Source organism: Ruegeria sp. YTSC325 (assembly GCF_059609525.1).
Genome location: NZ_JBXWLY010000004.1, coordinates 227,032 through 247,573, shown reverse-complemented (window position 1 = coordinate 247,573; position 20,542 = coordinate 227,032). Strand labels below are relative to the sequence as shown.

The window sequence follows — 20,542 nt, the reverse complement described above, 5'->3', positions numbered from 1 at the left end:
CCCATCGGGGCAGGGTTTTCCACGGAGCATTGCCCGCGTGAGGATATACGGCCTGATAGGTCACAATCAGCGCAGTCCGTCGAAAATATCCGGAAACGACAGCCTTGCAGCGTCAGGATCGATCACCAGCAATGCGTCATAGCTGGCCGGATCAAAAGGATCCTCGGCTGGAATGACTTCACGCTCAAACAACCAGCTAAGACGACCGGCATCCAGATTACCCCTCTCAAAAGGCTGGTCGCCGAAATGTTGCCAGAGCGCCTCCATAAAGCCCGCATCCGCCCGGCGGTCGGCCGGTTTGCGATCACGGAACCGTTCTCGTCTGGTTAGCGGCGTCACGCCCTTGGGATTGGCCCGGCGGATTGTGAATTGGAAATCTGTTCCGGCCAAACGACCGGGAAATCCGCGGTGCTTCAGCATGTTGCTCCTCCGCTGACGTAAATGTCCCCAAAAACATCGAAATCGCATCCTGTGATGGATGAGTTCATCTTGCGCACCTCCAAAGCCGCATTGCTGGTCAGAAACGCTCTGACGATCTGAAAACCGGGTCTCATGATCAGAGCCCCTCCCAGATACACTGCGCCTGCTCCAATCGGTAGGCTTCGAAATACTGCGTGGCGTCAGGTGCGGCTTGTCCAAATTCCGTTGGCCTATCAGACAGCGAGATCACTACGCGTGCCGGTTCCAAATCGTATTCAGCGACATAAGCAACGGCCAGCGTATGGCACAGGTGCTCCATATCGACCGAGGCGACGTCATAACCGATACGGCCTACGTCGGAACCGATCTTCGGAGCGACAAAGCGGAAACGGACCCAAAGTTCGCCGGGGTTGTTGTCCAACAGAACATCGCTCAGATGCACGGGCTGACCCGAAGGGACAGCCAAATTGGTTTCCGCAACTACAGGGGATGACAGGGTCAGAAAACCTAGACAAAAGGCGCGACCCCGGACCCACCAAAGGTGAGCTCCTCTCTCCGGGATCGCGCGCGCATGGCTTTTGGCCCGCGCTTTTCTATATCTGGTAAGAGCACTCATTTATCAGCTTTGCCCTCAATGTCAAACTCAAGTCCCCGTCAGGTCTTCGTTACCTTGGACTGTAAAAGGAAATCGGGGGCGAGTTGACTAGAAACCGACCCCGCCCAAGCACTTACAACGGGATGTTGTCGTGCTTTTTCCAGGGGTTTTTCAGCTTTTTGTTGCGCAGGCTTGCGAAAGCGCGCGAAACGCGACGCCGCGTCGATTGTGGCATGATCACCTCGTCGATGAAGCCACGTTCCGCAGCAACGAATGGATTGGCGAAACGGTCTTCGTAATCCTGTGTGTGCTGCGCGATTTTCTCGGCATCGCCCAGATCGGCGCGGTGGATGATTTCGGTCGCGCCCTTGGCGCCCATCACCGCGATCTCGGCTGTCGGCCACGCATAGTTGAAATCGCCGCGCAGGTGCTTCGACGCCATAACGTCATAAGCCCCGCCATAGGCTTTGCGGGTAATCACGGTGACTTTAGGGACAGTCGCCTCACCATAGGCAAACAGCAGCTTTGCACCGTGCTTGATGACACCGCCATATTCCTGCGACGTACCCGGCAAAAAGCCCGGAACATCCACAAGGGTCAGGATCGGAATTTCAAAGCAGTCACAGAACCGCACGAAACGGGCCGCCTTGCGCGAGCTGTCGATGTCCAAGCACCCGGCCAGAACCATCGGCTGGTTGGCGACAACACCGACAGTCTGCCCTTCGAGGCGAATGAAACCGGTGATGATGTTTTTGGCGTAGTCTTCCTGAATCTCGTAGAAGTCGCCTTCATCCGCCACCTTAGTGATCAGTTCTTTCATGTCGTAAGGCGTGTTCGGATTGTCCGGGATCAAGGTATCCAACGAGGTTTCAATCCGGTCGGGTTCATCAAAGAACGGACGGACAGGGGGTTTCTCTTGGTTGTTGAGCGGCAGGAAATCGACCAGACGGCGTACTTCGGCCAGCGCTTCAACGTCGTTTTCAAAGGCGCCATCCGCGACCGAGGATTTCTTGGTGTGGGTCGATGCGCCGCCCAGTTCTTCGGCCGTGACAACCTCATTGGTGACAGTTTTCACCACATCGGGACCGGTCACAAACATGTAAGAGGTGTCTTTGACCATAAAGATAAAGTCGGTCATCGCCGGGCTGTACACTGCGCCACCTGCACAGGGTCCCATGATCACGCTGATCTGCGGCACCACGCCCGAAGCCATGATGTTGCGCTGGAACACCTCGGCATAGCCCGCCAACGAGGCGACGCCTTCTTGAATCCGCGCGCCGCCCGAGTCGTTGATGCCGATCACTGGCGCGCCATTCTGGATCGCCATATCCATGATCTTGCAAATCTTCTGGGCATGCGTTTCCGAAAGAGACCCGCCAAATACGGTAAAGTCCTGGCTGAACACATAAACCATCCGACCGTTGATCGTGCCCCAGCCGGTGACCACGCCATCGCCCGCAGGTTTCTGGTTTTCCATACCAAAATCGGTGCAGCGATGACTGACGAACATGTCAAACTCTTCAAAGCTGTCTTCATCCAACAGCAGTTCGATACGTTCCCGCGCAGTCAGCTTTCCCCGCGCATGCTGAGCGTCAATCCGTTTTTGACCACCACCCAAACGGGCATTGTTACGGCGGCCTTCAAGCTCGGTCAGGATGTCTTTCATGACAGTGATCCCCTAATGTAATCTGGCGGGACACTATACCTTATACTTGCCAGCCCAAAGCAACTTTCGGCAAATTTGCAAACCTTTGAACATTTATCGATAGAATAATGCAAATCAGCAAATTTCAACGCTGAGATCACAATGCTGATGCCAATCCCAAAATCGCGGACTATACAATTGAACTATGCAGTTCAGATCATCTTCCGCTCGACGCTCACCCCCATCTATTGCCACGCTTGTTCTATTGTCAGGGCTGTCGGCACTTAGTCTGAATCTCTATCTTCCCAGCCTTCCAAACATGGCTGTTTATTTCCAGACAGACTATAAGGTCATGCAGCTTTCGATCGCCCTGTACCTTATGGTCAGCGCGGTGCTGCAGATTCTTATCGGACCGATCGCAGACAAGGCCGGCCGCAGGCCAGTCTTGCTGTACGGCCTTGCCCTGTTCCTGGTGGTGACATTGGGCTGCATCTACGCGCCGAACGCCACGGTCTTTCTGGCGTTTCGGATGTCTCAGGCGACAATAGTCGTCGGCATGGTGCTTAGCCGGGCTGCCGTGCGGGATCTTTACGATCAGGATCAGGCTGCCTCGATGATTGGCTACGTGACTATGGGGATGGCGGTCGTCCCGATGATTGCCCCCGCGATCGGAGGGCTGCTGGAAGAATCCCTCGGATGGAAGGCTAATTTCTGGCTGCCTTTCGTTTTAGGCGCATTGACGCTAATCCTGTGCTTCAAAGACTTCGGTGAAACCTCAGCCAAAAGCGGGAAGACCCTGCTGCAACAGTTTCGAGAGTATCCTGAACTGCTGACGTCCCCTCGCTTTTGGGGGTATTCGCTATCCTCTGCGTTGTCGTCAGGTGCCTTTTTCGCCTATCTCGGTGGAGCTCCATTTATCGGGACCGAGATATTCGGAATGTCAGCCGCAGAAGTTGGCGTATATTTTGGCGCGCCTGCGATTGGGTATTTTGCCGGTAATTTCCTAAGCGGTCGGTATTCCGTCCGATTTGGTGTCAACCGAATGGTCCTGCGGGGCTGCATCCTGAATGCCGCTGGCGTTTTTCTGTCGGCGCTTTTGTTCCTGTTTGGGCTAGGCACACCCCTTAGTTTCTTTGGGCTTATGACATTCGTCGGCCTTGGAAATGGCATGACGATCCCGAACGCCACTTCGGGCGCTCTGTCAGTGCGCCCACATCTGGCGGCAACGGCCGCGGGCCTGAGCGGCGCTATCATGCTGGCGGGTGGGGCTGGTCTCAGCGCACTGGCCGGGTCGTTGCTGACCCGCGAAACAGGGGCGATGCCCTTGCTGTGGCTGATGCTGATAACCGCCTTGCTGGCTGTCTTTGCAATTACATCTGTAATCCGGCGGGAGCGTCGCCTGGGACTCTAGCAATGCTTGCGCCCCGGGATTTGCAAAGTTAATTTCCCACAACGGAATAGTTGCAAAGGCGCGCCATGGCGACCCAGAAACTCTATGCAGGCGCGAAACTGCGCGAGATGCGTACGCGCCTGACCCTGACCCAAAAGGAATTCGCCGCCAAGCTGGGGGTTTCGCTCCCTTATCTTAATCAGATGGAGAACAACAACCGTCCCATCTCGACCACGGTTGTTCTGGCATTGGCGCAGGAATTCGGCATGGATGTGACCGAGTTAAGCACCGGCGACAGCGAACGCCTTGTGTCAGACATGCGCGAAGCACTCGCCGATCCGGTTTTTGACGATGCAATGCCCCCGTTGGCCGATCTGCGACTGGCGGCATCAAATGCGCCTGCGTTGGCCCGCGCGTTTATCGCTTTGCACCGCACTTATCGGCAGACCCACGAACGGCTTGCATCGCTGGACGAAGCATTGGGGCGTGAAGATGCGCAAATTCAAGCCAGCCCCTGGGAAGAGGTCCGGGATTTCTTCCACTATTGCGACAACTACATTGACGCCGTGGATCGGGCGGCCGAGCGTTTTGCGTCAATCGCACAGGAAACCGGCGGCATTCGCGATGCGGCGATCAGCAGCCTGCGAGAAAGGGATATTCGGGTACACATTGCTGATATCAAAGAAACCCGACGGTATGACGCTGACAGCAAAACCCTGTCTCTGTCCTCGCGCAGCGCGCCTCAAACGCAGGTGTTCCAGCTTTTGCTGCAAGTCGCCCTGATAAACCAGGACAAGCTGCTCGAAGCGACTTTGGACTTTGCCAAATTCCAAACAGATGAAGCCCGCGCCATCGCCAAGATCGGCCTCGCCAACTACTTCGCAGGCGCATCCCTAATGCCCTACAGCGCATTCCTTGGGGCCGCGCAAGACTACCGCCATGATCTGGAACTGCTCAGCAACCGCTTTGGGGCTTCAATCGAACAGGTCGCTCACCGCCTATCGACACTGCAACGTCCCGGTGCCAAGGGAATTCCGTTTTTCTTTGTCCGTGTCGATCAGGCCGGTACAATCACCAAACGCCACTCGGCTACACGCCTGCAATTCGCCCGCTTTGGCGGCGCCTGCCCCCTTTGGAACGTGCACCGCGCCTTTGAAACACCGGGCCATTTCCTGCGGCAACTGGCGGAAACCCCCGATGGCGTTCAATACATCTCGTTGGCGCGGGACGTTTCGAAATCCGGGGGATCCTTCGGTGCGCCTGTGCGTCGGTACGCCATCGCGCTTGGATGTGAAGTCCGGCACGCCGAAGCGCTCGTCTATGCAGATAATTTGGATATCAACAACGCCAGCGCCTACGAACCTATCGGAATATCCTGCCGTATCTGTGAAAGGCAGAACTGCCATCAGCGTTCGGTTCCACCACTCGAACGTCGCCTGACCATCGACGCCCATACCCGCAATACCTTGCCGTACGAAGTCACCTGAACTTTACGTGGCCTGAAATATCCCGGGGGAAGCGCGACGTGCCGCGACAGGGGCAGAGCCCCCGCCCTTTTGGCTTATGCTTTGGACAAAATCGCCCAGATCTCATCTTTTAGAACCGCGCGCTTCTTGCGCAATTCACCTTCGGCCAAATCCTCCATGGGCTCGACATTGGTTTCGGCTCGGTGCACCACGCGGTTGATCTCATGGTACTCCTCTGCCAGCCGCGCAAAGTGAGCGTCTGATTGCTTGAGCTGGCTCATCACCTCAACTTTGTCCGGAAACTCATCGGCCAGTTCATGCGGGGTGTTGGACATTTCTGTTCGCTCCTTAGATTAGTCGTTGCGATTCAGGTTTATAGATGTCTGCGCTACCCCGCTTTGACGCGGATCAAATCACCGCTGTGATGTCGCCCATTGAGGATGAATCCATGGTCGGTCATTGGCCTTGGGCAACGGGTTGCGCCCCAACACATGATCCGAGACCTTCTCCCCGACCATGATGGAAGGCGCATTGAGGTTGCCATTGGTAATCTGAGGGAAAACCGAACTATCGGCCACCCGCAGCCCATCCACACCGATCACGCGGCCTTCAGGATCGACAACCGCGTTTGGATCATCCGCACGCCCCATCCGACAAGTTCCGCATGGGTGATAAGCGCTCTCGGCATGTTCCGCGATGAAAGCGTTCAATTCATCATCTGTTTGAGCGTCAGCACCGGGCTGGATTTCCTTGCCGGCATAAGGTTTGAACGCCTCCTGCCCGAAAATCTCGCGGGTCAGGCGGATACAGGTGCGGAAGTCTTCCCAATCCGTCTCATGACTCATGTAGTTGAACTGGATCACAGGGGCATCCTCGGCCCTTTTGGATCGCAATGTCACAGCACCTCGCGACGGCGACCGCATCGGACCAACATGCGCCTGGAACCCATGCCCCTCGGCCGCCGCCTGCCCGTCATAGCGTACGGCAATCGGCAGGAAGTGGTACTGAATGTCAGGATATTCGACACCCGGCTGCGAGCGAATGAACGCCGCGCTTTCAAACTGGTTCGATGCGCCAAGCCCGGTTTTGGTAAACAGCCACTGCGCGCCGATCAAGCCCTTGCTGATCAGGTTCCAGTGTTTATACAGCGTGATCGGCTGAAGCGACGCCTGCTGGATATAAAGCTCCAGATGATCCTGCAGGTTTGCGCCCACACCGGGGCGATCCGCAACAACCTCAATCCCATGCTCGGCCAGATGCGCGGACGGGCCAATCCCTGACAACATCAACAGTTTGGGCGAGTTGATGGACGACGCCGCCAGCACCACCTCGCGCCGGGCACGGATGACTTCAGTCTTGCCACCGCGCACAAGTTCAACTCCGGTCGCACGGCCATTCTCGATTACGACCTTCGACGCCAGACCCCGCACAATATCGCAATTGTCACGCTTGAGCGCAGGCTTCAGATACGCGTTCGCCGCCGACCAGCGCCGCCCCTTCCAGACGGTTTGCTCCATTGGGCCAAAGCCTTCCTGCTTTTCGCCGTTATAGTCGCCCGTGACCTCGTACCCTGCTTGCTGGCCCGCATCGACGAACGCCTTGAACAGCGGATTCTCGCGCGGCCCACGCGACACATGCAGCGGACCATCGGTGCCGCGCCACGCCGTGTCGCCCCCGTGCCCACCGTCGTGCCAGGTCTCCATGCGTTTGTAATAGGGCAGCACATCCGAATAGGACCACCCATCCGCCCCCATCTCGGCCCAGGTATCAAAGTCCCGCGCGTGGCCGCGCACATAGACCATGCCGTTGATCGAGGAAGACCCTCCGATCACCTTGCCGCGTGGACAGGCCAAACGACGGTTGTTCAGATGCGGCTCGGGCTCGGACTGATAGCCCCAGTCGTAGCGCGACATATTCATCGGATAGCTTAGTGCAGCCGGCATCTGGATGAACGGTCCAGCATCCGTTCCGCCATGCTCGATCACCAGAACCGAGGCCCCTGCCTCGCTTAGCCGGTATGCCATCGCGCAGCCTGCGGAACCTGCGCCGACGATGACGAAATCTGCTTCCATTTTCGAGTCTCCGTTTCCCACCGGTGCACCAAGATTTTCCATCGAAAAACCTTGGCCGAACCGAAGGGGGTATTACTAAATCAGTCTGTTATTCTCCGCGGGGAAAGCGTTGGCTTTCCTCGACGACATTCAAGTCCATGTGGTTGCGCATGTAACGCTCGGATGCCTTTTGCAGGGGCTGATAATCCCAAGGGTAGTACCCCCCCTGCCGCAGCGCCTCATACACCACCCATCTGCGGGCTTGACTGGCACGTACATCTTCGTCGAACCGGTTTAGATCCCAACGCGCCTCGGACTTGGCACGCAGGGTTTGCAAGGTGCCTGCATGTTCAGGTTTTTCGGCGAGATTTTCCAACTCATGCGGATCGGCCTCAAGGTCGAACAACTGGTCGGGGTCCAACGCGCAACGGTTGTATTTCCACTTGCCATACCGCAGCGAAACCAGCGGCGCGTATGACGCCTCGGCCGCATATTCCATCGCCACGGGCGCAGTACGCTCGGCGCCTTTAGCCAGCGGCACGAGGTCTTCGCCATCGGTCCATGGTGCGATTTCGGCCATGTCGACACCTGCAAGCGCGCCAAGAGTCGGCGTGACGTCGATGGTCGAGACCGGTGCCTCAATCCGACCTGCTGGTAAATCGGGCGAAGAGATCATCAGCGGCACCCGCGACGAGCCCTCGAAGAAGGTCATCTTGAACCACAGGCCCCGCTCTCCCAGCATGTCGCCGTGGTCCGAGACAAACAGGATCGTTGCCTCTTGCCGCGTGGTTTCCAACACTTCGAGGATTTCGCCGATCTTATCGTCCAGATACGAGATATTTGCGAAATAGGCCCGGCGGGACTTGCGGATATCGTCCTCAGAGATGTCAAAGCTACGCCAGTCATTCGCGTCGAAAATCCGTTTGGAATGCGCGTCCTGATTGTCATAGCCAAGGTCCGAAACTTCGGGCAGCAGATGCTCGCAATCCTCGTACAGATCCCAATATTTCCGACGAGCCACATAAGGATCATGCGGATGGGTAAAGCTGACGGTCACGCACCATGGGCGATCGTCCTTGCCGCGCGCCAGATCATAGAGCTTGGCCTTGGCGTTATATGCGACCTCGTCGTCATATTCCATCTGGTTGGAAATCTCGGCCACGCCGGCACCCGTCACCGAACCCATGTTGTGATACCACCAGTCGATCCGCTCGCCCGGTTTGCGATAATCGGGCGTCCAGCCGAAATCGGCGGGGTAGATGTCAGTGGTCAGGCGGTCCTCGAACCCGTGCAATTGATCGGGACCGACGAAATGCATCTTGCCTGACAAGCAGGTAAAGTACCCAGCCCGGCGCAAGTGGTGCGCATAGGTGGGGATGTCGCTGCGGAACTCGGCCGCGTTGTCATAGACGCCGGTGCGCGAAGGCAACTGCCCGGACATGAGACTGGCCCGGCCCGGCGCGCACAAAGGTGAAGCTGTGTAGGCATTGGCAAACCGCGTGGACCGCGCTGCCAGTTTCTTGAGGTTCGGTGCATGCAGCCAGTCTGCGGGACCATCCGGAAAAAGGGTCCCGTTCAACTGATCCACCATCAGGATCAGAATGTTAGGTTGTGTCATGTTTCAGCCTCAAGAAAAGTATCGAGCACACGCATCGCGTGGTTGACCGCACGTTCCGGCTTTTCAGGCGCGTTAAGGGCGGCGTGGATATACAGGCCGTCGATCAGAGCGACCATATCCTCTGCCGCCTCAATCGGATCGGACAGCAAAGGGCGCAACGCATAAATCAAGTTCGACCGAATACGCGCCTGATAGATTTGCCACAGACGCAGCGCCTCATCATTGGTTTGTGCCAGCACGTAAAAGGTCATCCAAGCTGCGATCACGTCAGGCGTAAAGCAGGACGGGGCAAAACAGGACCGGATAATCGCCTGAGCACGCTGATTGGGTGCGGCGCCTTTCAACTCCTGCCGGGCCTCGGCCCCGAAATCCGAAAGGATGCGGCGCATGGCGGCCAGAAAAATCTGGTCCTTGCCCCCGAAATAGTGATGCGCCAGCGCGCTGGACATACCGGCCCGTTTGGCAATCTGGCTAACAGTGACATCAAGGGATTTCTTCGCCCCCAGTTCGGCAATCGTGGCTTTGACGATCGCATCCCGACGGATCGGCTCCATTCCGAGTTTTGGCATCGTTACCCCTCCACTGCGCAAGATGAAAAAACGCTAAGAGGTTTTTATTGACCCGTCAATCAATAACGCCTTATTCCTTCGGAAACAGCTACAGTTTCGGAGCGATACTGGGTGTCGTCAGGCTGCTGCGGTTCAGAACGGCTTCGCGCCAGGCAATAAAGCTGACGGCGGACAGAATCAGAGTGCCTCCGGCAACGACCCAGATGTCGACGCTTTCGTGAAACACCAGCGCACCCATGAGGGTCGCCCAGATCAGCTGCAGAAACGTGACCGGCTGCGTCACCGCCACGGGTGCCGCCTGCAGTGCCAGCGTCATGAAGTAATGGCCCAGAGTGGCAAAACTGGCGACCAGAAACAACACGCCGAGGTCATACAGACTAGGCGGCGTCCAGACGGCCGCCGCAAAGGGGATCAGCGCGAGTGTCACCCAGATCGACATATGCGCCACTACGACTGAGGGCGGCAGGTCCTGCACTAGCCGTTTGGCCAGCAAATATGACGCCCCTAACGTCAGCGAGGTCATCAGCATAGCGATATGTCCCGGCGAAACCTCTCGAAAGCCGGGCCTGAGGATGATGGCAACCCCAATCAGGGCTACTCCAATGGCAGCGATGCGGCGAAACGCCAATGGCTCGCCCAGAAACAGCGCCGCACCAAGTGTCACGTAGACCGGGGTCATGTAGTTCATCGCTGTGACTTCGGCCAAGGGTATCTGGGTCATGGAATAGAACCACAACATCACCGACACCGCGTGAACGATCCCGCGTATGCCGAACAGGGTTAAGTGCCTGCGCGACAACCGTGTCGAGACGACCAGGCGCAGTGCGGGCAAGAGGAAGACCAACCCAAAAACGAACCGCAGAAAAGCAGCCTGTATCGGATCCATGCTGGACCCCAACGACTTGACCAACGCTGTCATGACCACAAAAGACAACCCGGCCGAGAACATCCAGAACATGCCAGCAACAGGCCGAGCGGGGGCGGTAAGAGTTGTCATGTTAACGGTTCAACACTGAATACCGCTTGGGGACAAGCCCTCAGATCACGACAAGTTTGGCCGCGATCGCCAACATCACCACACCGATAATCATATCCAAGACCTGCCACGACCTAGCACGGGCGAATATCGGAGACAAAAACCCTGCCCCGTAGCCGAGCGAGAAAAAGAAGACAAAGCTTGCGGTCATCGCACCAACAGCAAAAGCCAAACGGTCCTCGTATTGGGCTGAAATCGACCCGATTAGCACAACCGTATCCAGATAAACGTGCGGGTTCAGCCAGGTGAAAGCCAGCACCGTCAGCAGCACAGACCGCAAGCCAGATCGCTGACCGCCCTCTACCTCCATCACTGCGCCCCCGCGCCACGCGGAATTCAGGCTTCGCAACCCGTACCAGGTCAGAAAAATCGCGCCCCCGTACCGCATCGCGGTTTCGAACCAAGGAACCATCTGCGCCAGCGATCCGAAACCGGCCACACCCGCTGCGATCAGGATCGCATCCGACACCGCGCAGGTTAGACACAGGGTAAATACATGCTCGCGCCGCATGCCCTGTCTCAAAACAAAAGCATTCTGCGCCCCAATAGCAAGGATCAGGCTAAAGCCGAGCGCAAAACCGGCAATCAGAGACGTGGGCATGAGAACTCCTTAAGCTGTTGGCCAGTTGACTACGATGCCCAAGGCCGCCTATCAAATTAATGATGTTTATCCCGATTAAGTTTTACTAATGCTGCTCGACCCCAATCACCTGTCCGCTTTGTCTGCCATTCTGCGTCATGGCAGCTTTGAGGCCGCCGCGTCCGAGCTATCGGTCACACCTTCCGCTATTTCCCAGCGAATTAAAGCGTTAGAGGACCGGGTCGGTGCCGCCTTGATCCTTCGCGGCACACCCTGCACTGCCACCCCGGCGGGTCTGCGCATCGCCCAACACGCCGAGGACATCGGATTGCTAGAGGCCCAACTGGCACGTGAATTGACGCTGGACCAAAACACGAACCCTACGCGCGTTCGGATCGCAGTGCCTGCCGACGTGCTGGCAACATGGTTTATCGACGCCATGGCGCAGGTGGACGACATGCTGTTTGATCTTGTGATCGACGATCAGGATTATTCCGCTGACTGGTTAAAGCGCGGAGAGGTCAGCGCAGCCGTCACTATCGGAGGTCAACCTGTCGCGGGCTGTGATGCAATCGCGCTCGGGTCGTTAAGGTACTTGGCGACAGCAAGTCCGGCATTCATGCAAAGGTGGTTTCCAAAAGGGGTAAACATCGACAGTCTTGGCCAAGCGCCAAACCTGACATTTAACCGTAAAGACGGCCTGCAAAGGGCCTGGATCACTCAACAAACCGGGCGGCGCCTTTCGCCACCCTCTCACTATCTGGCTTCTTCGCATGGATTTGTCGAAGCCGCGATCGCCGGGCTGGGATGGGGGATGAACCCCGAAAGCCTTGTGAAGCCAGCGTTGCGCGATGGCAGCCTGTCCCTGGTGCTTCCGGATGCGCCTTACGATGTCCCCCTGACATGGCAAGTCGGGCGCATTCTGGCCCCGGCCCTGGACCCGTTGACCCAAGCGGTGAAACGCAGCGCAAACAGTGCCTTGCAGCCGGCATAGGTCAAGCCGAAGCCGAGCTTTCCGCCACCGGCAAAACCAGGCGATAGCAGGCAAAGGCCGCGAATACGGCCACCACAACGATAAAGGCAATGGCCCAGGCGACCTCGTGCATATGCGCCACCGCGGCCAGCGCGGCGGAAAGAATAACCGCGACCAGGCGGCTGACGCTCTTAATCGCTGCCGCACCTTTGACCCGCTGATCCTTTGGGGCCACGTCCAGGTAGTACAGTTTTCGTGCGCTGCTGATGCCGGTCACGGCCACCGTCACGATAAACAGCGCGATGGCGTGAAGATGAACATCATGATCCAAGTGCAAGAAATGAAAGGTCAAAAGCACCGTCCCAGTGATGACGACCATAAGGTTCCCCGTCACCATGACCGCCCTATGAGACTTCATGTTCACCACCTGCCACAACGGAGCGGAAACCAGATATCCAGACGCCGAGGAAACGATCATTGCTGTCAGACCCTTGGCCGAGGCATGGTGCGCCTCAGCCGCGATCAGGGCGAAAAAGGGCACTGAAAGCGTGGCCGCGACCAGAGGCAAGCGCATGATCATGTAACGCCGGAACCACGGCTCATTGAACATCGCGGTGATGTCGGTGAAATACGTGATGAATTTGCGTTTCGGCCCGGGCGCGGCATCGCGGGTGCTTTCATCACCGCTCGCGCCTTCGAACATCGCCAGAATGGCCAGGCCCGACAGGACAAAAAAGCCCACGGACACGAAGATGATTGCTGAATGGCGCGAGAAAGGTGGGTTTTCTTTAACGATCTCATGCACTAAAAGCGCCAGACCGATGGCGCCAAGCCCTCCGACCCCTAGTTGCAGATAGCGCATGATCATGCGGGATTTGGATTGAACGTGATCGCCTAGAAGATCGGTATACATGAGCATCTGCGTCTCATCGACCAACCCGATGATGAAGAAAACAAGGACAAACGCCGCCGCGATCAGTGGCACATAACCCGTCGTCGCTACCCCCAGTGCGATCAGCAGGCAGAGGCCAACCGCGACTTCGGTCAGCGCAATGCCGCGTTTCTTGCGGTCGTGAGCCGAAATCGAACGCGCTAGGAACACATCCGCAATCACGCTGCCCACCATGCGAACCGAGACCAGCGCGCCCGCTATGAACATCGGCAATTCCAGCGAGACAGCAAGAAACGGCAGCACGATAGAGGGGCTGCCAAGCGTCCAAGCGATTTGCGACAGGATGCTTTGCCCGGTCAACACAGGCAGGTTTCGTTTCGCAGGGATCGGGGGACTGTCCGTCATGCTCTCATTGCTGTTTTACGAACAGCTTACCGAGTTTAACGCATTCCGCCAAGCACACTGAAAAGGCGCATAAAAAAACCCGACCAGAGGCCGGGTTTTCCTGATCGATTAACGACAGGATCACAGCTGAGCCATGACCTCATCCGTCGCTTCGAAATTGGTCGTTACGCGCTGTACGTCGTCATCGTCTTCCAGCGCATCGACCAGCTTCATCAGCTTTTGCATATCTTCCAGACCCAGCTCGGTCGTGGTCGTGGGTTTCCAGACCAGCTTGGTGGATTCGGATTCGCCCAAGGCCTCTTCCAGCGCGTTGGATACGTCGTTCAGATCGGTATCGGCGCACCAGATGATGTGACCGTCTTCCGAGCTTTCGACATCTTCGGCACCCGCCTCGATCGCGGCCTCGAAGATCGTGTCTGCATCGCCAGCGTCCGCCTGATAGACAACCTCTCCCTTGCGGTCGAACATGAACCCGACCGAACCGGTCTCGCCCAGATTGCCGCCGTTCTTCGAAAAGGTCGAGCGCACGGTTGAGGCGGTCCGGTTGCGGTTGTCGGTCATCGTCTCGACGATCACGGCGACACCGTTCGGGCCATAGCCCTCGTACCGGATTTCTTCGTATTCGTCGCCTTCACCGGCCACCGATTTCTTGATAGCGCGGTCGATCACGTCCTTGGGGACCGAATTCGACTTGGCCTCTTTCACCGCCAGACGCAGGCGCGGGTTCTTGTCGGGATCGGGATCGCCCATTTTGGCGGCCACGGTTATCTCTTTCGACAGTTTGGAAAACAGTTTGGACCGCGCGGCGTCCTGACGTCCCTTGCGGTGCTGGATGTTGGCCCATTTGGAGTGGCCTGCCATAGTGCGTCCTCGTCATCATGTTTGCGTGTTCGGCGCTCATATAGACGTTTGCGGGGGGCAGGATCAAGAGAGCGGCTTGCCCGATATCCCGTCGCGGGTATGGTGGCGACATGACAAGTGATCAAATTATTCTTTTTGCCCTTTTCGCCACAGTTTTTGGAATGCTGCTATGGGGGCGATTCCGATATGATCTTGTTGCCTTTTCGGCGTTGATGATTGGTGTTGTGCTGGGCGTTGTGCCCGTGGACAACGCATTCGCCGGGTTCGGCCATCCCGCAACCATCATCGTGGCGCTGGTTCTGGTTGTGTCTGCCGGGCTGGTGCGCTCGGGCGCGGTATTCCTGATTACGCGCTCGCTGGTCGATGCCTCGCGCGGGCTGGGCGCGCACATTGCGCTGATGGGCGGGATCGGAGCGGTCCTGTCGGCCTTCATGAACAACGTGGCGGCGCTTGCGCTTTTGATGCCGGTCGATATCCAGACCGCACGCAAGGCCGGACGGTCTGTGGGCCTGTCACTCATGCCGTTGAGTTTCGCTACCATTCTGGGTGGCATGGTCACGCTGATCGGTACGCCACCCAACATCATCATCGCCTCGATCCGAGCCGAAACTCTGGGTGAGCCGTTCCATATGTTCGATTTCGCCCCCGTGGGCGGGATCGCAGCCATTGCCGGTCTGGCTTTTGTCGCGCTGATCGGATGGCGGTTCATCCCCGATCGCGGGCCGCAAACCGAAAGCTCTGAGGCGCTGGCCGAATACATCGCCGAGCTGACCATCCCGCCGGAATCCCCTCAGATCGGCAAACGCGTCAGCGAGTTGTACGAGGTGGCCGAGAAATCCGACGTCGCCATCATCGGCCTGATCCGCGACGGCAAGCGTCGCTACGGGCGCTCAGCCCATGCCACCCTGCACGCGGGCGATGCGCTGGTGCTGGAGGCCAGACCCGAGGCGCTGGACGAATTCCGCGCGGCGCTGAACCTGGATTTCTCGGACACGCGACGGCAGGAATTGCTGACTGCCGAGGGTGACGGACTAGAAGTGATCGAGGTCGTCGCCACCGAGAACGCCCGCATCACCGGGCGCACCGCCCAAGGGTTGGGGCTGGCATGGCGACAAAGCACAGTGCTGATGGGCATCTCGCGCCAGGGTCGTCAAATCACCGAACAAGTCCGCAAGACCGAGGTGGAGGCGGGCGATATCCTGCTGCTGCTCTGCCCTCGTGACCGCAGTGCGGACGTGACCGAGTGGCTGGGCTGCCTACCGTTGGCTGGGCGCGGCCTGAACGTGACCGCCAATGACAAGGCGTGGCTGGCGATCGGTCTGTTCGGGGCGGCCGTGCTGGCGGCCAGTATCGGGCTGATCTACCTGCCGATTGCGCTGGGTCTGGTCGTGGTGGCCTATGTACTGACCAAGATCATGCCTATTGCCGAGATCTACAACCATATCGAATGGCCCGTCGTGGTACTGCTGGGCTCGATGATCCCGCTGGGCAGCGCGCTTGAGACCTCGGGCGGGACAGAACTGATTGCGAATGCTCTGATCCAGCTGACCAACGGCCTGCCTGCATGGGCCATTCTGACGGTGCTGATGGTGGTCACGATGACACTGTCGGATGTGTTGAACAATACCGCCACCGCCATTGTCGCCGCACCCGTGGGCATCCAAATGGCCCGCACGCTGGAGGTCTCGCCCGATCCGTTCCTGATGACGGTTGCCGTGGCGGCTTCGGCGGCGTTCCTGACCCCCATAGGGCACAAGAACAATACGCTGGTGCTTGGCCCCGGCGGCTATCGCTTTGGCGATTACTGGCGCATGGGACTGCCGTTGGAGGCTTTGATCATCGCCGTTTCAGTCCCCTCGATCCTTGTGTTCTGGCCGCTGTGACGGGTAAAGGCTGCGTATGAAACGATTTCTGATCCTGCAATTGCGAACTGAGACAGACGCCTCGGACGCTGAGTATGCCTCGATCCTGGACAAAACCGGGCTAACGCCCGAGCGAACGCATCGCATCCGTCTGGATTGCGAAACTCTGCCTGAGGGGCTCGACGTAACCGATTACGCAGGCGTGATCGTCGGCGGAGGCCCCGGCTGCGTCAGCGATGATCCCGCAACGAAATCTGACGTAGATGCCCGCGTCGAGGCGTCGATCATGGGATTGATGCCGCAGATTACTGCGCAGGACCATCCCTTCATGGGGTGTTGCTATGGCTTAGGCATTCTGGCCGCCCACCTTGGCGGGGCGGTCAGTAAAGAAAAATACGGTGAACCCGTCGGGCCTTCGACCTGCCACGTGACCGAGGACGGTATGCAGGACCAGCTAACAGTAGGGCTGCCCGTAACTTTCGACGCGTTTGTCGGCCACAAAGAGGCGGTTCAGGCACTGCCCGAAGGATGCGTGCACTTGCTAGCTTCTGACCCCTGCCCGTTTCAGATGATCCGTTTCGGCCAGAACGTCTATGCGACGCAGTTCCATCCCGAGGCCGAGGCAAAGGACTTTGAGGAACGCATCAATATCTACAAGCATCACGGCTATTTTCCACCAGAGGATGCCCAGCGCCTGATCGACATCTGCCACGCGGCCGACGTCACCCAGCCGGCACTGATCCTGCGCCGTTTTGCGGAACGCTATGGCTGACCCAACGGCGCGGTTGCGCAATTGCCGACCGCTCGCATAGGCTGACCGGAACGGCTTTGGGAGGAGTTGTTCTTGGATCTACTCATTTCTGTCGGCCTGCCCCTGTCGCTGGCCATTATCATGCTATCGCTGGGCGTAGGACTTGAGATTGCAGATTTTCGCCGCGTCCTGACACGCGGCTACCCCTTTGCTATCGGCGCGCTGTGTCAGGTCGTGCTGCTGCCAATAGCGGCCTTTGCCACAGTCAAACTGTTCGCGCTGCCGCCCGAAATTGCGGTGGGGTTTATGATCCTCAGCTTCTGCCCCGGCGGTGTGACTAGCAATATCCTTTCCAAACTGGCCAAGGGGGACGTGGCCCTGTCGGTCAGCCTGACGGCAGTGATCAGCCTGTTGTCGATGCTGACAGTGCCGTTTCTGGCTGCGTGGTCGATCGCGCATTTCATGGGGGCCGACGCCCCCGAGGTCTCGATCACCGGACTGGCAATCGCCATGTTCCTGATCACCACCCTGCCCGTCGCAATCGGTATTGGCATCCGCCATTTCGCAACTGGATTTGCAAACCGGATCGAGAGCGGCTTGTCCAAGTTGGCAACGGTCTTGTTCGTGCTCGTGGTTCTGGCTGCATTGGCCGCCAATTGGCAGACATTCACCGAAAATCTCGGGATCATGGGCGGCAGCCTGATCACCCTGAACATTGCACTACTGCTGATCGGTCTGGGGATTGCCAAAGCCGCGAACTTGTCATGGGATGAGGCTAAGACCGTCTCAATCGAAACCGGCATTCAGAACTCGACCCTTGGCATCACGCTGGCCGCGCTGATCACTGGCACCGAAAGCGGATTTAGCCCGCTGGCCCTTCCGTCGGCCGTTTACGGGATCACGATGTATGTCGTGGCCGTGCCCTTCCTCCTATGGTTCCGCCGAAAGGACGTCGCATGACCAATAACACAGCAGATGCCATCGTCGTTGGGGCCGGTCTGGCGGGGCTGGCTGCCGCTGCCGAGCTGGGCGACCGGGGTAAAAAGGTCATCATCGTCGATCAGGAACCGGAGCATTTTCTGGGCGGGCAAGCATTCTGGAGCCTTGGCGGGCTGTTCATGATCGACACCCCGGAACAGCGCCGCATGGGCATTCGCGACAGCCACGACCTGGCCTTGCGCGATTGGATGGGCAGCGCGCAGTTCCACCGGGATGAGGACGCGTGGCCGCGCAAATGGGCCGAGGCTTATGTGGAATTCGCCGCAGGTGAGATGCGCCCTTGGCTGCACGATATGGGCCTGCGCTGGTTCCCCGTGGTCGGCTGGGCCGAGCGCGGCGGGTCTTATGCGGATGGGCATGGCAACTCGGTCCCGCGGTTCCACATCACATGGGGCACCGGGCCGGGTGTGCTGGAACATTTCATCCGCCGCGTGCGCGAACATGTGGATAACGGGCTGATCCAGATGAAGTTCCGCCATCAGGTCAGCCATATCATTATGCAGAACGGCTGCGCCAAGGGTGTCTCGGGCGAGGTTCTGGCCGATGACACCGCCCAGCACGGGGCCAAGACCAACCGCGACGAAGTGGGTGAGTTCGAGGTCTACGCGCCCTCGATCATCGTAAGTTCCGGCGGGATTGGCGGCAATTTCGAGATGGTACGTAAGAACTGGCCCCGTGAACGGCTGGGAGAGCCGCCAAAGGACATGGTCGCAGGTGTCCCCTTTCACGTTGATGGCCGTATGATTGCCATCAGCGAGAAAGCAGGCGGTCACGTGATCAATGGCGATAGGATGTGGCACTACACCGAAGGCGTGCGGAACTGGGATCCGATCTGGCCATCGCATGGCATCCGCATCCTCCCCGGACCAAGCTCCATGTGGTTTGACGCGACCGGCAACCGGATGAAGCCGCCCTGCCTGCCGGGGTTTGACACGCTAGGTACGCTAAAGGAAATCCTGAAAACCGGCTATGAATACAGCTGGTTCGTGCTGACCCAGAAGGTGATAAAGAAGGAATTCGCCCTGTCAGGGTCCGAACAGAACCCCGACATGACCGAAGGCGGTTGGCGCGAAGTGCTGTTGCAGCGGATACTGACCGGATCAAAAGCCACTGCCCCGGTCGAGGCGTTCAAACAGCATGGCGAGGATTTCATTGTCGCCAATACGCTCAGCGAGTTGGTGCGTGGCATGAACCAGATGGGGGAGGCCCCAATCGACGAGGACCATCTGCGCGCCCAGATCGAAGCGCGGGATTCACAGGTTGATAACCCCTTCACCAAAGATGCCCAGATGGCTGCCATTCTGGCCGCGCGCAACTATCGTGGCGACCGGCTGATCCGCACCGCCAAGCCGCATAAGTTCCTTGATCCGAACAACGGTCCGCTGATCGCGGTCAAACTGCACGTTCTGACGCGCAAGACGTTGGGCGGGCTGCAGACCAACCTCGACAGCCAAATGATCGGTACGGATGGTCAGGTCGTCCCCGGCCTGTTCGCGGCCGGAGAAGTCGCGGGCTTTGGCGGCGGTGGATACCACGGATACAACGCGCTGGAGGGCACGTTTCTGGGCGGTTGCATCTTCTCGGGCCGCAATGCGGGACGCTCGCGCGCTGTGGCCTGATTACTGCGCGCGGACGAATTTCAGAACGGGCTCTCCTGCCGCGTCCAACAGCACAAGGCTGTCTCCGGCCATTGCATAGCGGGTCACAGTCTGGAGCGCGGCAAGGAATTGATCTTCGACCTCTTCAAGCTCGGGCGGGCATGCCATCAGGGTCGCAGCCATGTTGTCGGGGAAATTCAGGCTGTCACCACTGATTTCGGCCTGGCCCGAGAACCTGTTGCACCCGCCGGTACCGCCGAACGCGCCGCCCTGCGCAAAGGTAATCTGAGGCGGGCGTTTCGCGTCCACCACTTCTCCGTTAATGCCGATTGCTGTCCAGTTGGTGCCATCCAGACTTGCGGCTGGTTGCGAAGGAACCTTCACCAACAAAAGATCTGCCGTATCCCCGGCTCCTCGCGTCAGCACTGGGTTCACCGTATCTGTTGTGAACAGCAGTTTGTTGCCATGGTAGATTGAGCCTCGGACGGCATATGTCCGGCCATCTTGAATCAGCGCGTCATCATAGGTCAGCTGGTAGTCGGCAGGGACACTGGCCAACGCATAGCGCTGAGACGCAAGCGTCACTGCAGGCGCATCAGCCAGAGAAATATCCTGCAGTTCGACGTAAAGAGTGGCGTCCGGAAGCACTGCGATCCGCTCGCGATATGTAGCGGTCCCGGTAACGGTGCCCGCATGGCTTTGACTTCCCAGAATGGTCAGCGCAACTGCGCCAACGACGATGGCCTGGCCGAGCTTCGGAAAAGGCATGTTCCAATCCTTTCACATTCGTATTTGATAAAAAGATCGTGACTTGATCAGCGTTTACAAGCC

The 20,542-nt window shown here is 58.2% G+C and carries 20 protein-coding genes; 7 read left to right on the top strand and 13 right to left on the bottom strand.

Annotated elements, in window-relative coordinates:
• Positions 1-66: 66 nt before the first annotated feature.
• The 4 genes from AC2FF7_RS08595 to AC2FF7_RS08580 form a co-directional block, all read right to left on the bottom strand.
• Positions 67-420 carry a hypothetical protein gene (locus tag AC2FF7_RS08595; protein WP_480496880.1) on the bottom strand — a complete coding sequence of 118 codons (354 nt, stop codon included), beginning with the start codon at positions 418-420 and terminating at the stop codon, positions 67-69.
• Positions 414-554 (bottom strand): hypothetical protein, encoded by a 141-nt coding sequence (locus tag AC2FF7_RS08590; protein ID WP_214648750.1) that lies wholly within the window; start codon positions 552-554, stop codon positions 414-416. The genes AC2FF7_RS08595 and AC2FF7_RS08590 overlap by 7 nt, the downstream gene beginning before the upstream one ends.
• Positions 555-556: 2 nt before the next feature.
• Complete coding sequence (locus AC2FF7_RS08585; protein ID WP_353393756.1) at positions 557-886, bottom strand: DUF6497 family protein; 330 nt, start codon at positions 884-886, stop codon at positions 557-559.
• 262 nt (positions 887-1,148) lie between these two features.
• Positions 1,149-2,681: an acyl-CoA carboxylase subunit beta gene (locus AC2FF7_RS08580; RefSeq protein WP_209195042.1), complete on the bottom strand. Its 1,533-nt coding sequence runs from the start codon at positions 2,679-2,681 to the stop codon at positions 1,149-1,151.
• 184 nt (positions 2,682-2,865) lie between these two features.
• On the opposite strand from AC2FF7_RS08580, the gene AC2FF7_RS08575 reads away from it, so the two are divergent.
• Positions 2,866-4,071: a multidrug effflux MFS transporter gene (locus AC2FF7_RS08575; protein WP_480867692.1), complete on the top strand. Its 1,206-nt coding sequence runs from the start codon at positions 2,866-2,868 to the stop codon at positions 4,069-4,071.
• Between the two features lie 65 nt (positions 4,072-4,136).
• Positions 4,137-5,537 carry a helix-turn-helix domain-containing protein gene (locus AC2FF7_RS08570; protein ID WP_480496876.1) on the top strand — a complete coding sequence of 467 codons (1,401 nt, stop codon included), beginning with the start codon at positions 4,137-4,139 and terminating at the stop codon, positions 5,535-5,537.
• A 74-nt stretch (positions 5,538-5,611) separates the two neighbouring features.
• Here AC2FF7_RS08570 and AC2FF7_RS08565 read toward each other — a convergent pair whose 3' ends face one another.
• The 6 genes from AC2FF7_RS08565 to AC2FF7_RS08540 all read right to left on the bottom strand — a co-directional run bounded on the left by AC2FF7_RS08565 (position 5,612) and on the right by AC2FF7_RS08540 (position 11,391).
• Positions 5,612-5,851, bottom strand: a complete 240-nt coding sequence (locus tag AC2FF7_RS08565; RefSeq protein WP_496905498.1) for an HP1242/YdcH family protein — start codon at positions 5,849-5,851, stop codon at positions 5,612-5,614.
• Positions 5,852-5,929: 78 nt separating this feature from the next.
• Positions 5,930-7,588, bottom strand: coding sequence for a choline dehydrogenase (gene betA / locus AC2FF7_RS08560; protein WP_480867695.1), 1,659 nt, complete (start codon positions 7,586-7,588; stop codon positions 5,930-5,932).
• Positions 7,589-7,676: 88 nt separating this feature from the next.
• Complete coding sequence (gene betC / locus AC2FF7_RS08555) at positions 7,677-9,185, bottom strand: choline-sulfatase (RefSeq protein ID WP_496905497.1); 1,509 nt, start codon at positions 9,183-9,185, stop codon at positions 7,677-7,679.
• Positions 9,182-9,754 carry a choline-binding transcriptional repressor BetI gene (gene betI / locus AC2FF7_RS08550; protein WP_480867698.1) on the bottom strand — a complete coding sequence of 191 codons (573 nt, stop codon included), beginning with the start codon at positions 9,752-9,754 and terminating at the stop codon, positions 9,182-9,184. Before betI ends, betC begins: the two co-directional genes overlap by 4 nt.
• An 88-nt stretch (positions 9,755-9,842) precedes the next feature.
• Positions 9,843-10,751, bottom strand: a complete 909-nt coding sequence (locus AC2FF7_RS08545) for a DMT family transporter (RefSeq protein WP_496851343.1) — start codon at positions 10,749-10,751, stop codon at positions 9,843-9,845.
• A gap of 40 nt (positions 10,752-10,791) precedes the next feature.
• Entirely contained in the window at positions 10,792-11,391 is a 600-nt protein-coding gene (locus tag AC2FF7_RS08540; RefSeq protein ID WP_496905496.1) for a LysE/ArgO family amino acid transporter, read from the bottom strand.
• An 88-nt stretch (positions 11,392-11,479) separates the two neighbouring features.
• Here AC2FF7_RS08540 and AC2FF7_RS08535 point away from each other — a divergent pair, with 88 nt between their 5' ends.
• Positions 11,480-12,364 carry a LysR family transcriptional regulator ArgP gene (locus AC2FF7_RS08535; protein WP_480867703.1) on the top strand — a complete coding sequence of 295 codons (885 nt, stop codon included), beginning with the start codon at positions 11,480-11,482 and terminating at the stop codon, positions 12,362-12,364.
• Between the two features lies 1 nt (position 12,365).
• Here AC2FF7_RS08535 and AC2FF7_RS08530 read toward each other — a convergent pair whose 3' ends face one another.
• Entirely contained in the window at positions 12,366-13,640 is a 1,275-nt protein-coding gene (locus tag AC2FF7_RS08530) for an MFS transporter (protein WP_480867705.1), read from the bottom strand.
• A gap of 120 nt (positions 13,641-13,760) precedes the next feature.
• Complete coding sequence (locus AC2FF7_RS08525) at positions 13,761-14,501, bottom strand: YebC/PmpR family DNA-binding transcriptional regulator (protein ID WP_170352472.1); 741 nt, start codon at positions 14,499-14,501, stop codon at positions 13,761-13,763.
• Between the two features lie 110 nt (positions 14,502-14,611).
• Between AC2FF7_RS08525 and AC2FF7_RS08520 the strand changes: the two genes are divergently transcribed.
• The 4 genes from AC2FF7_RS08520 to AC2FF7_RS08505 all read left to right on the top strand — a co-directional run bounded on the left by AC2FF7_RS08520 (position 14,612) and on the right by AC2FF7_RS08505 (position 19,732).
• On the top strand, positions 14,612-16,384 hold the full coding sequence (locus AC2FF7_RS08520; RefSeq protein WP_480867708.1) for an SLC13 family permease: 1,773 nt from the start codon (positions 14,612-14,614) through the stop codon (positions 16,382-16,384).
• 16 nt (positions 16,385-16,400) lie between these two features.
• Positions 16,401-17,135: a glutamine amidotransferase gene (locus AC2FF7_RS08515; protein WP_496905495.1), complete on the top strand. Its 735-nt coding sequence runs from the start codon at positions 16,401-16,403 to the stop codon at positions 17,133-17,135.
• Positions 17,136-17,207: 72 nt separating this feature from the next.
• A complete protein-coding gene (locus AC2FF7_RS08510; protein ID WP_170753192.1) occupies positions 17,208-18,074 on the top strand; it encodes a bile acid:sodium symporter family protein in 867 nt (288 codons plus the stop codon).
• Positions 18,071-19,732: an FAD-binding dehydrogenase gene (locus AC2FF7_RS08505; RefSeq protein ID WP_496905494.1), complete on the top strand. Its 1,662-nt coding sequence runs from the start codon at positions 18,071-18,073 to the stop codon at positions 19,730-19,732. Before AC2FF7_RS08510 ends, AC2FF7_RS08505 begins: the two co-directional genes overlap by 4 nt.
• Here AC2FF7_RS08505 and AC2FF7_RS08500 read toward each other — a convergent pair whose 3' ends face one another.
• Positions 19,733-20,479, bottom strand: coding sequence for an META domain-containing protein (locus tag AC2FF7_RS08500; protein ID WP_480867713.1), 747 nt, complete (start codon positions 20,477-20,479; stop codon positions 19,733-19,735). It abuts the gene before it with no gap.
• Between the last annotated feature and the right edge of the window lie 63 nt (positions 20,480-20,542).

Excerpts from the sequence above, each read along its gene's own strand:
- AC2FF7_RS08540 (WP_496905496.1), bottom strand. The coding sequence starts at position 11,391 with ATGCCCACGTCTCTGATTGCCGGTTTTGCGCTCGGCTTTAGCCTGATC.
- AC2FF7_RS08525 (WP_170352472.1), bottom strand. The coding sequence starts at position 14,501 with ATGGCAGGCCACTCCAAATGGGCCAACATCCAGCACCGCAAGGGACGT.
- AC2FF7_RS08590 (WP_214648750.1), bottom strand. The coding sequence starts at position 554 with ATGAGACCCGGTTTTCAGATCGTCAGAGCGTTTCTGACCAGCAATGCG.
- betC (WP_496905497.1), bottom strand. The coding sequence starts at position 9,185 with ATGACACAACCTAACATTCTGATCCTGATGGTGGATCAGTTGAACGGG.
- AC2FF7_RS08500 (WP_480867713.1), bottom strand. The coding sequence starts at position 20,479 with ATGCCTTTTCCGAAGCTCGGCCAGGCCATCGTCGTTGGCGCAGTTGCG.
- AC2FF7_RS08575 (WP_480867692.1), top strand. The coding sequence starts at position 2,866 with ATGCAGTTCAGATCATCTTCCGCTCGACGCTCACCCCCATCTATTGCC.
- AC2FF7_RS08545 (WP_496851343.1), bottom strand. The coding sequence starts at position 10,751 with ATGACAACTCTTACCGCCCCCGCTCGGCCTGTTGCTGGCATGTTCTGG.
- AC2FF7_RS08570 (WP_480496876.1), top strand. The coding sequence starts at position 4,137 with ATGGCGACCCAGAAACTCTATGCAGGCGCGAAACTGCGCGAGATGCGT.
- AC2FF7_RS08505 (WP_496905494.1), top strand. The coding sequence starts at position 18,071 with ATGACCAATAACACAGCAGATGCCATCGTCGTTGGGGCCGGTCTGGCG.
- AC2FF7_RS08515 (WP_496905495.1), top strand. The coding sequence starts at position 16,401 with ATGAAACGATTTCTGATCCTGCAATTGCGAACTGAGACAGACGCCTCG.
- AC2FF7_RS08530 (WP_480867705.1), bottom strand. The coding sequence starts at position 13,640 with ATGACGGACAGTCCCCCGATCCCTGCGAAACGAAACCTGCCTGTGTTG.
- AC2FF7_RS08520 (WP_480867708.1), top strand. The coding sequence starts at position 14,612 with ATGACAAGTGATCAAATTATTCTTTTTGCCCTTTTCGCCACAGTTTTT.
- betA (WP_480867695.1), bottom strand. The coding sequence starts at position 7,588 with ATGGAAGCAGATTTCGTCATCGTCGGCGCAGGTTCCGCAGGCTGCGCG.
- betI (WP_480867698.1), bottom strand. The coding sequence starts at position 9,754 with ATGCCAAAACTCGGAATGGAGCCGATCCGTCGGGATGCGATCGTCAAA.
- AC2FF7_RS08565 (WP_496905498.1), bottom strand. The coding sequence starts at position 5,851 with ATGTCCAACACCCCGCATGAACTGGCCGATGAGTTTCCGGACAAAGTT.
- AC2FF7_RS08535 (WP_480867703.1), top strand. The coding sequence starts at position 11,480 with ATGCTGCTCGACCCCAATCACCTGTCCGCTTTGTCTGCCATTCTGCGT.
- AC2FF7_RS08580 (WP_209195042.1), bottom strand. The coding sequence starts at position 2,681 with ATGAAAGACATCCTGACCGAGCTTGAAGGCCGCCGTAACAATGCCCGT.
- AC2FF7_RS08595 (WP_480496880.1), bottom strand. The coding sequence starts at position 420 with ATGCTGAAGCACCGCGGATTTCCCGGTCGTTTGGCCGGAACAGATTTC.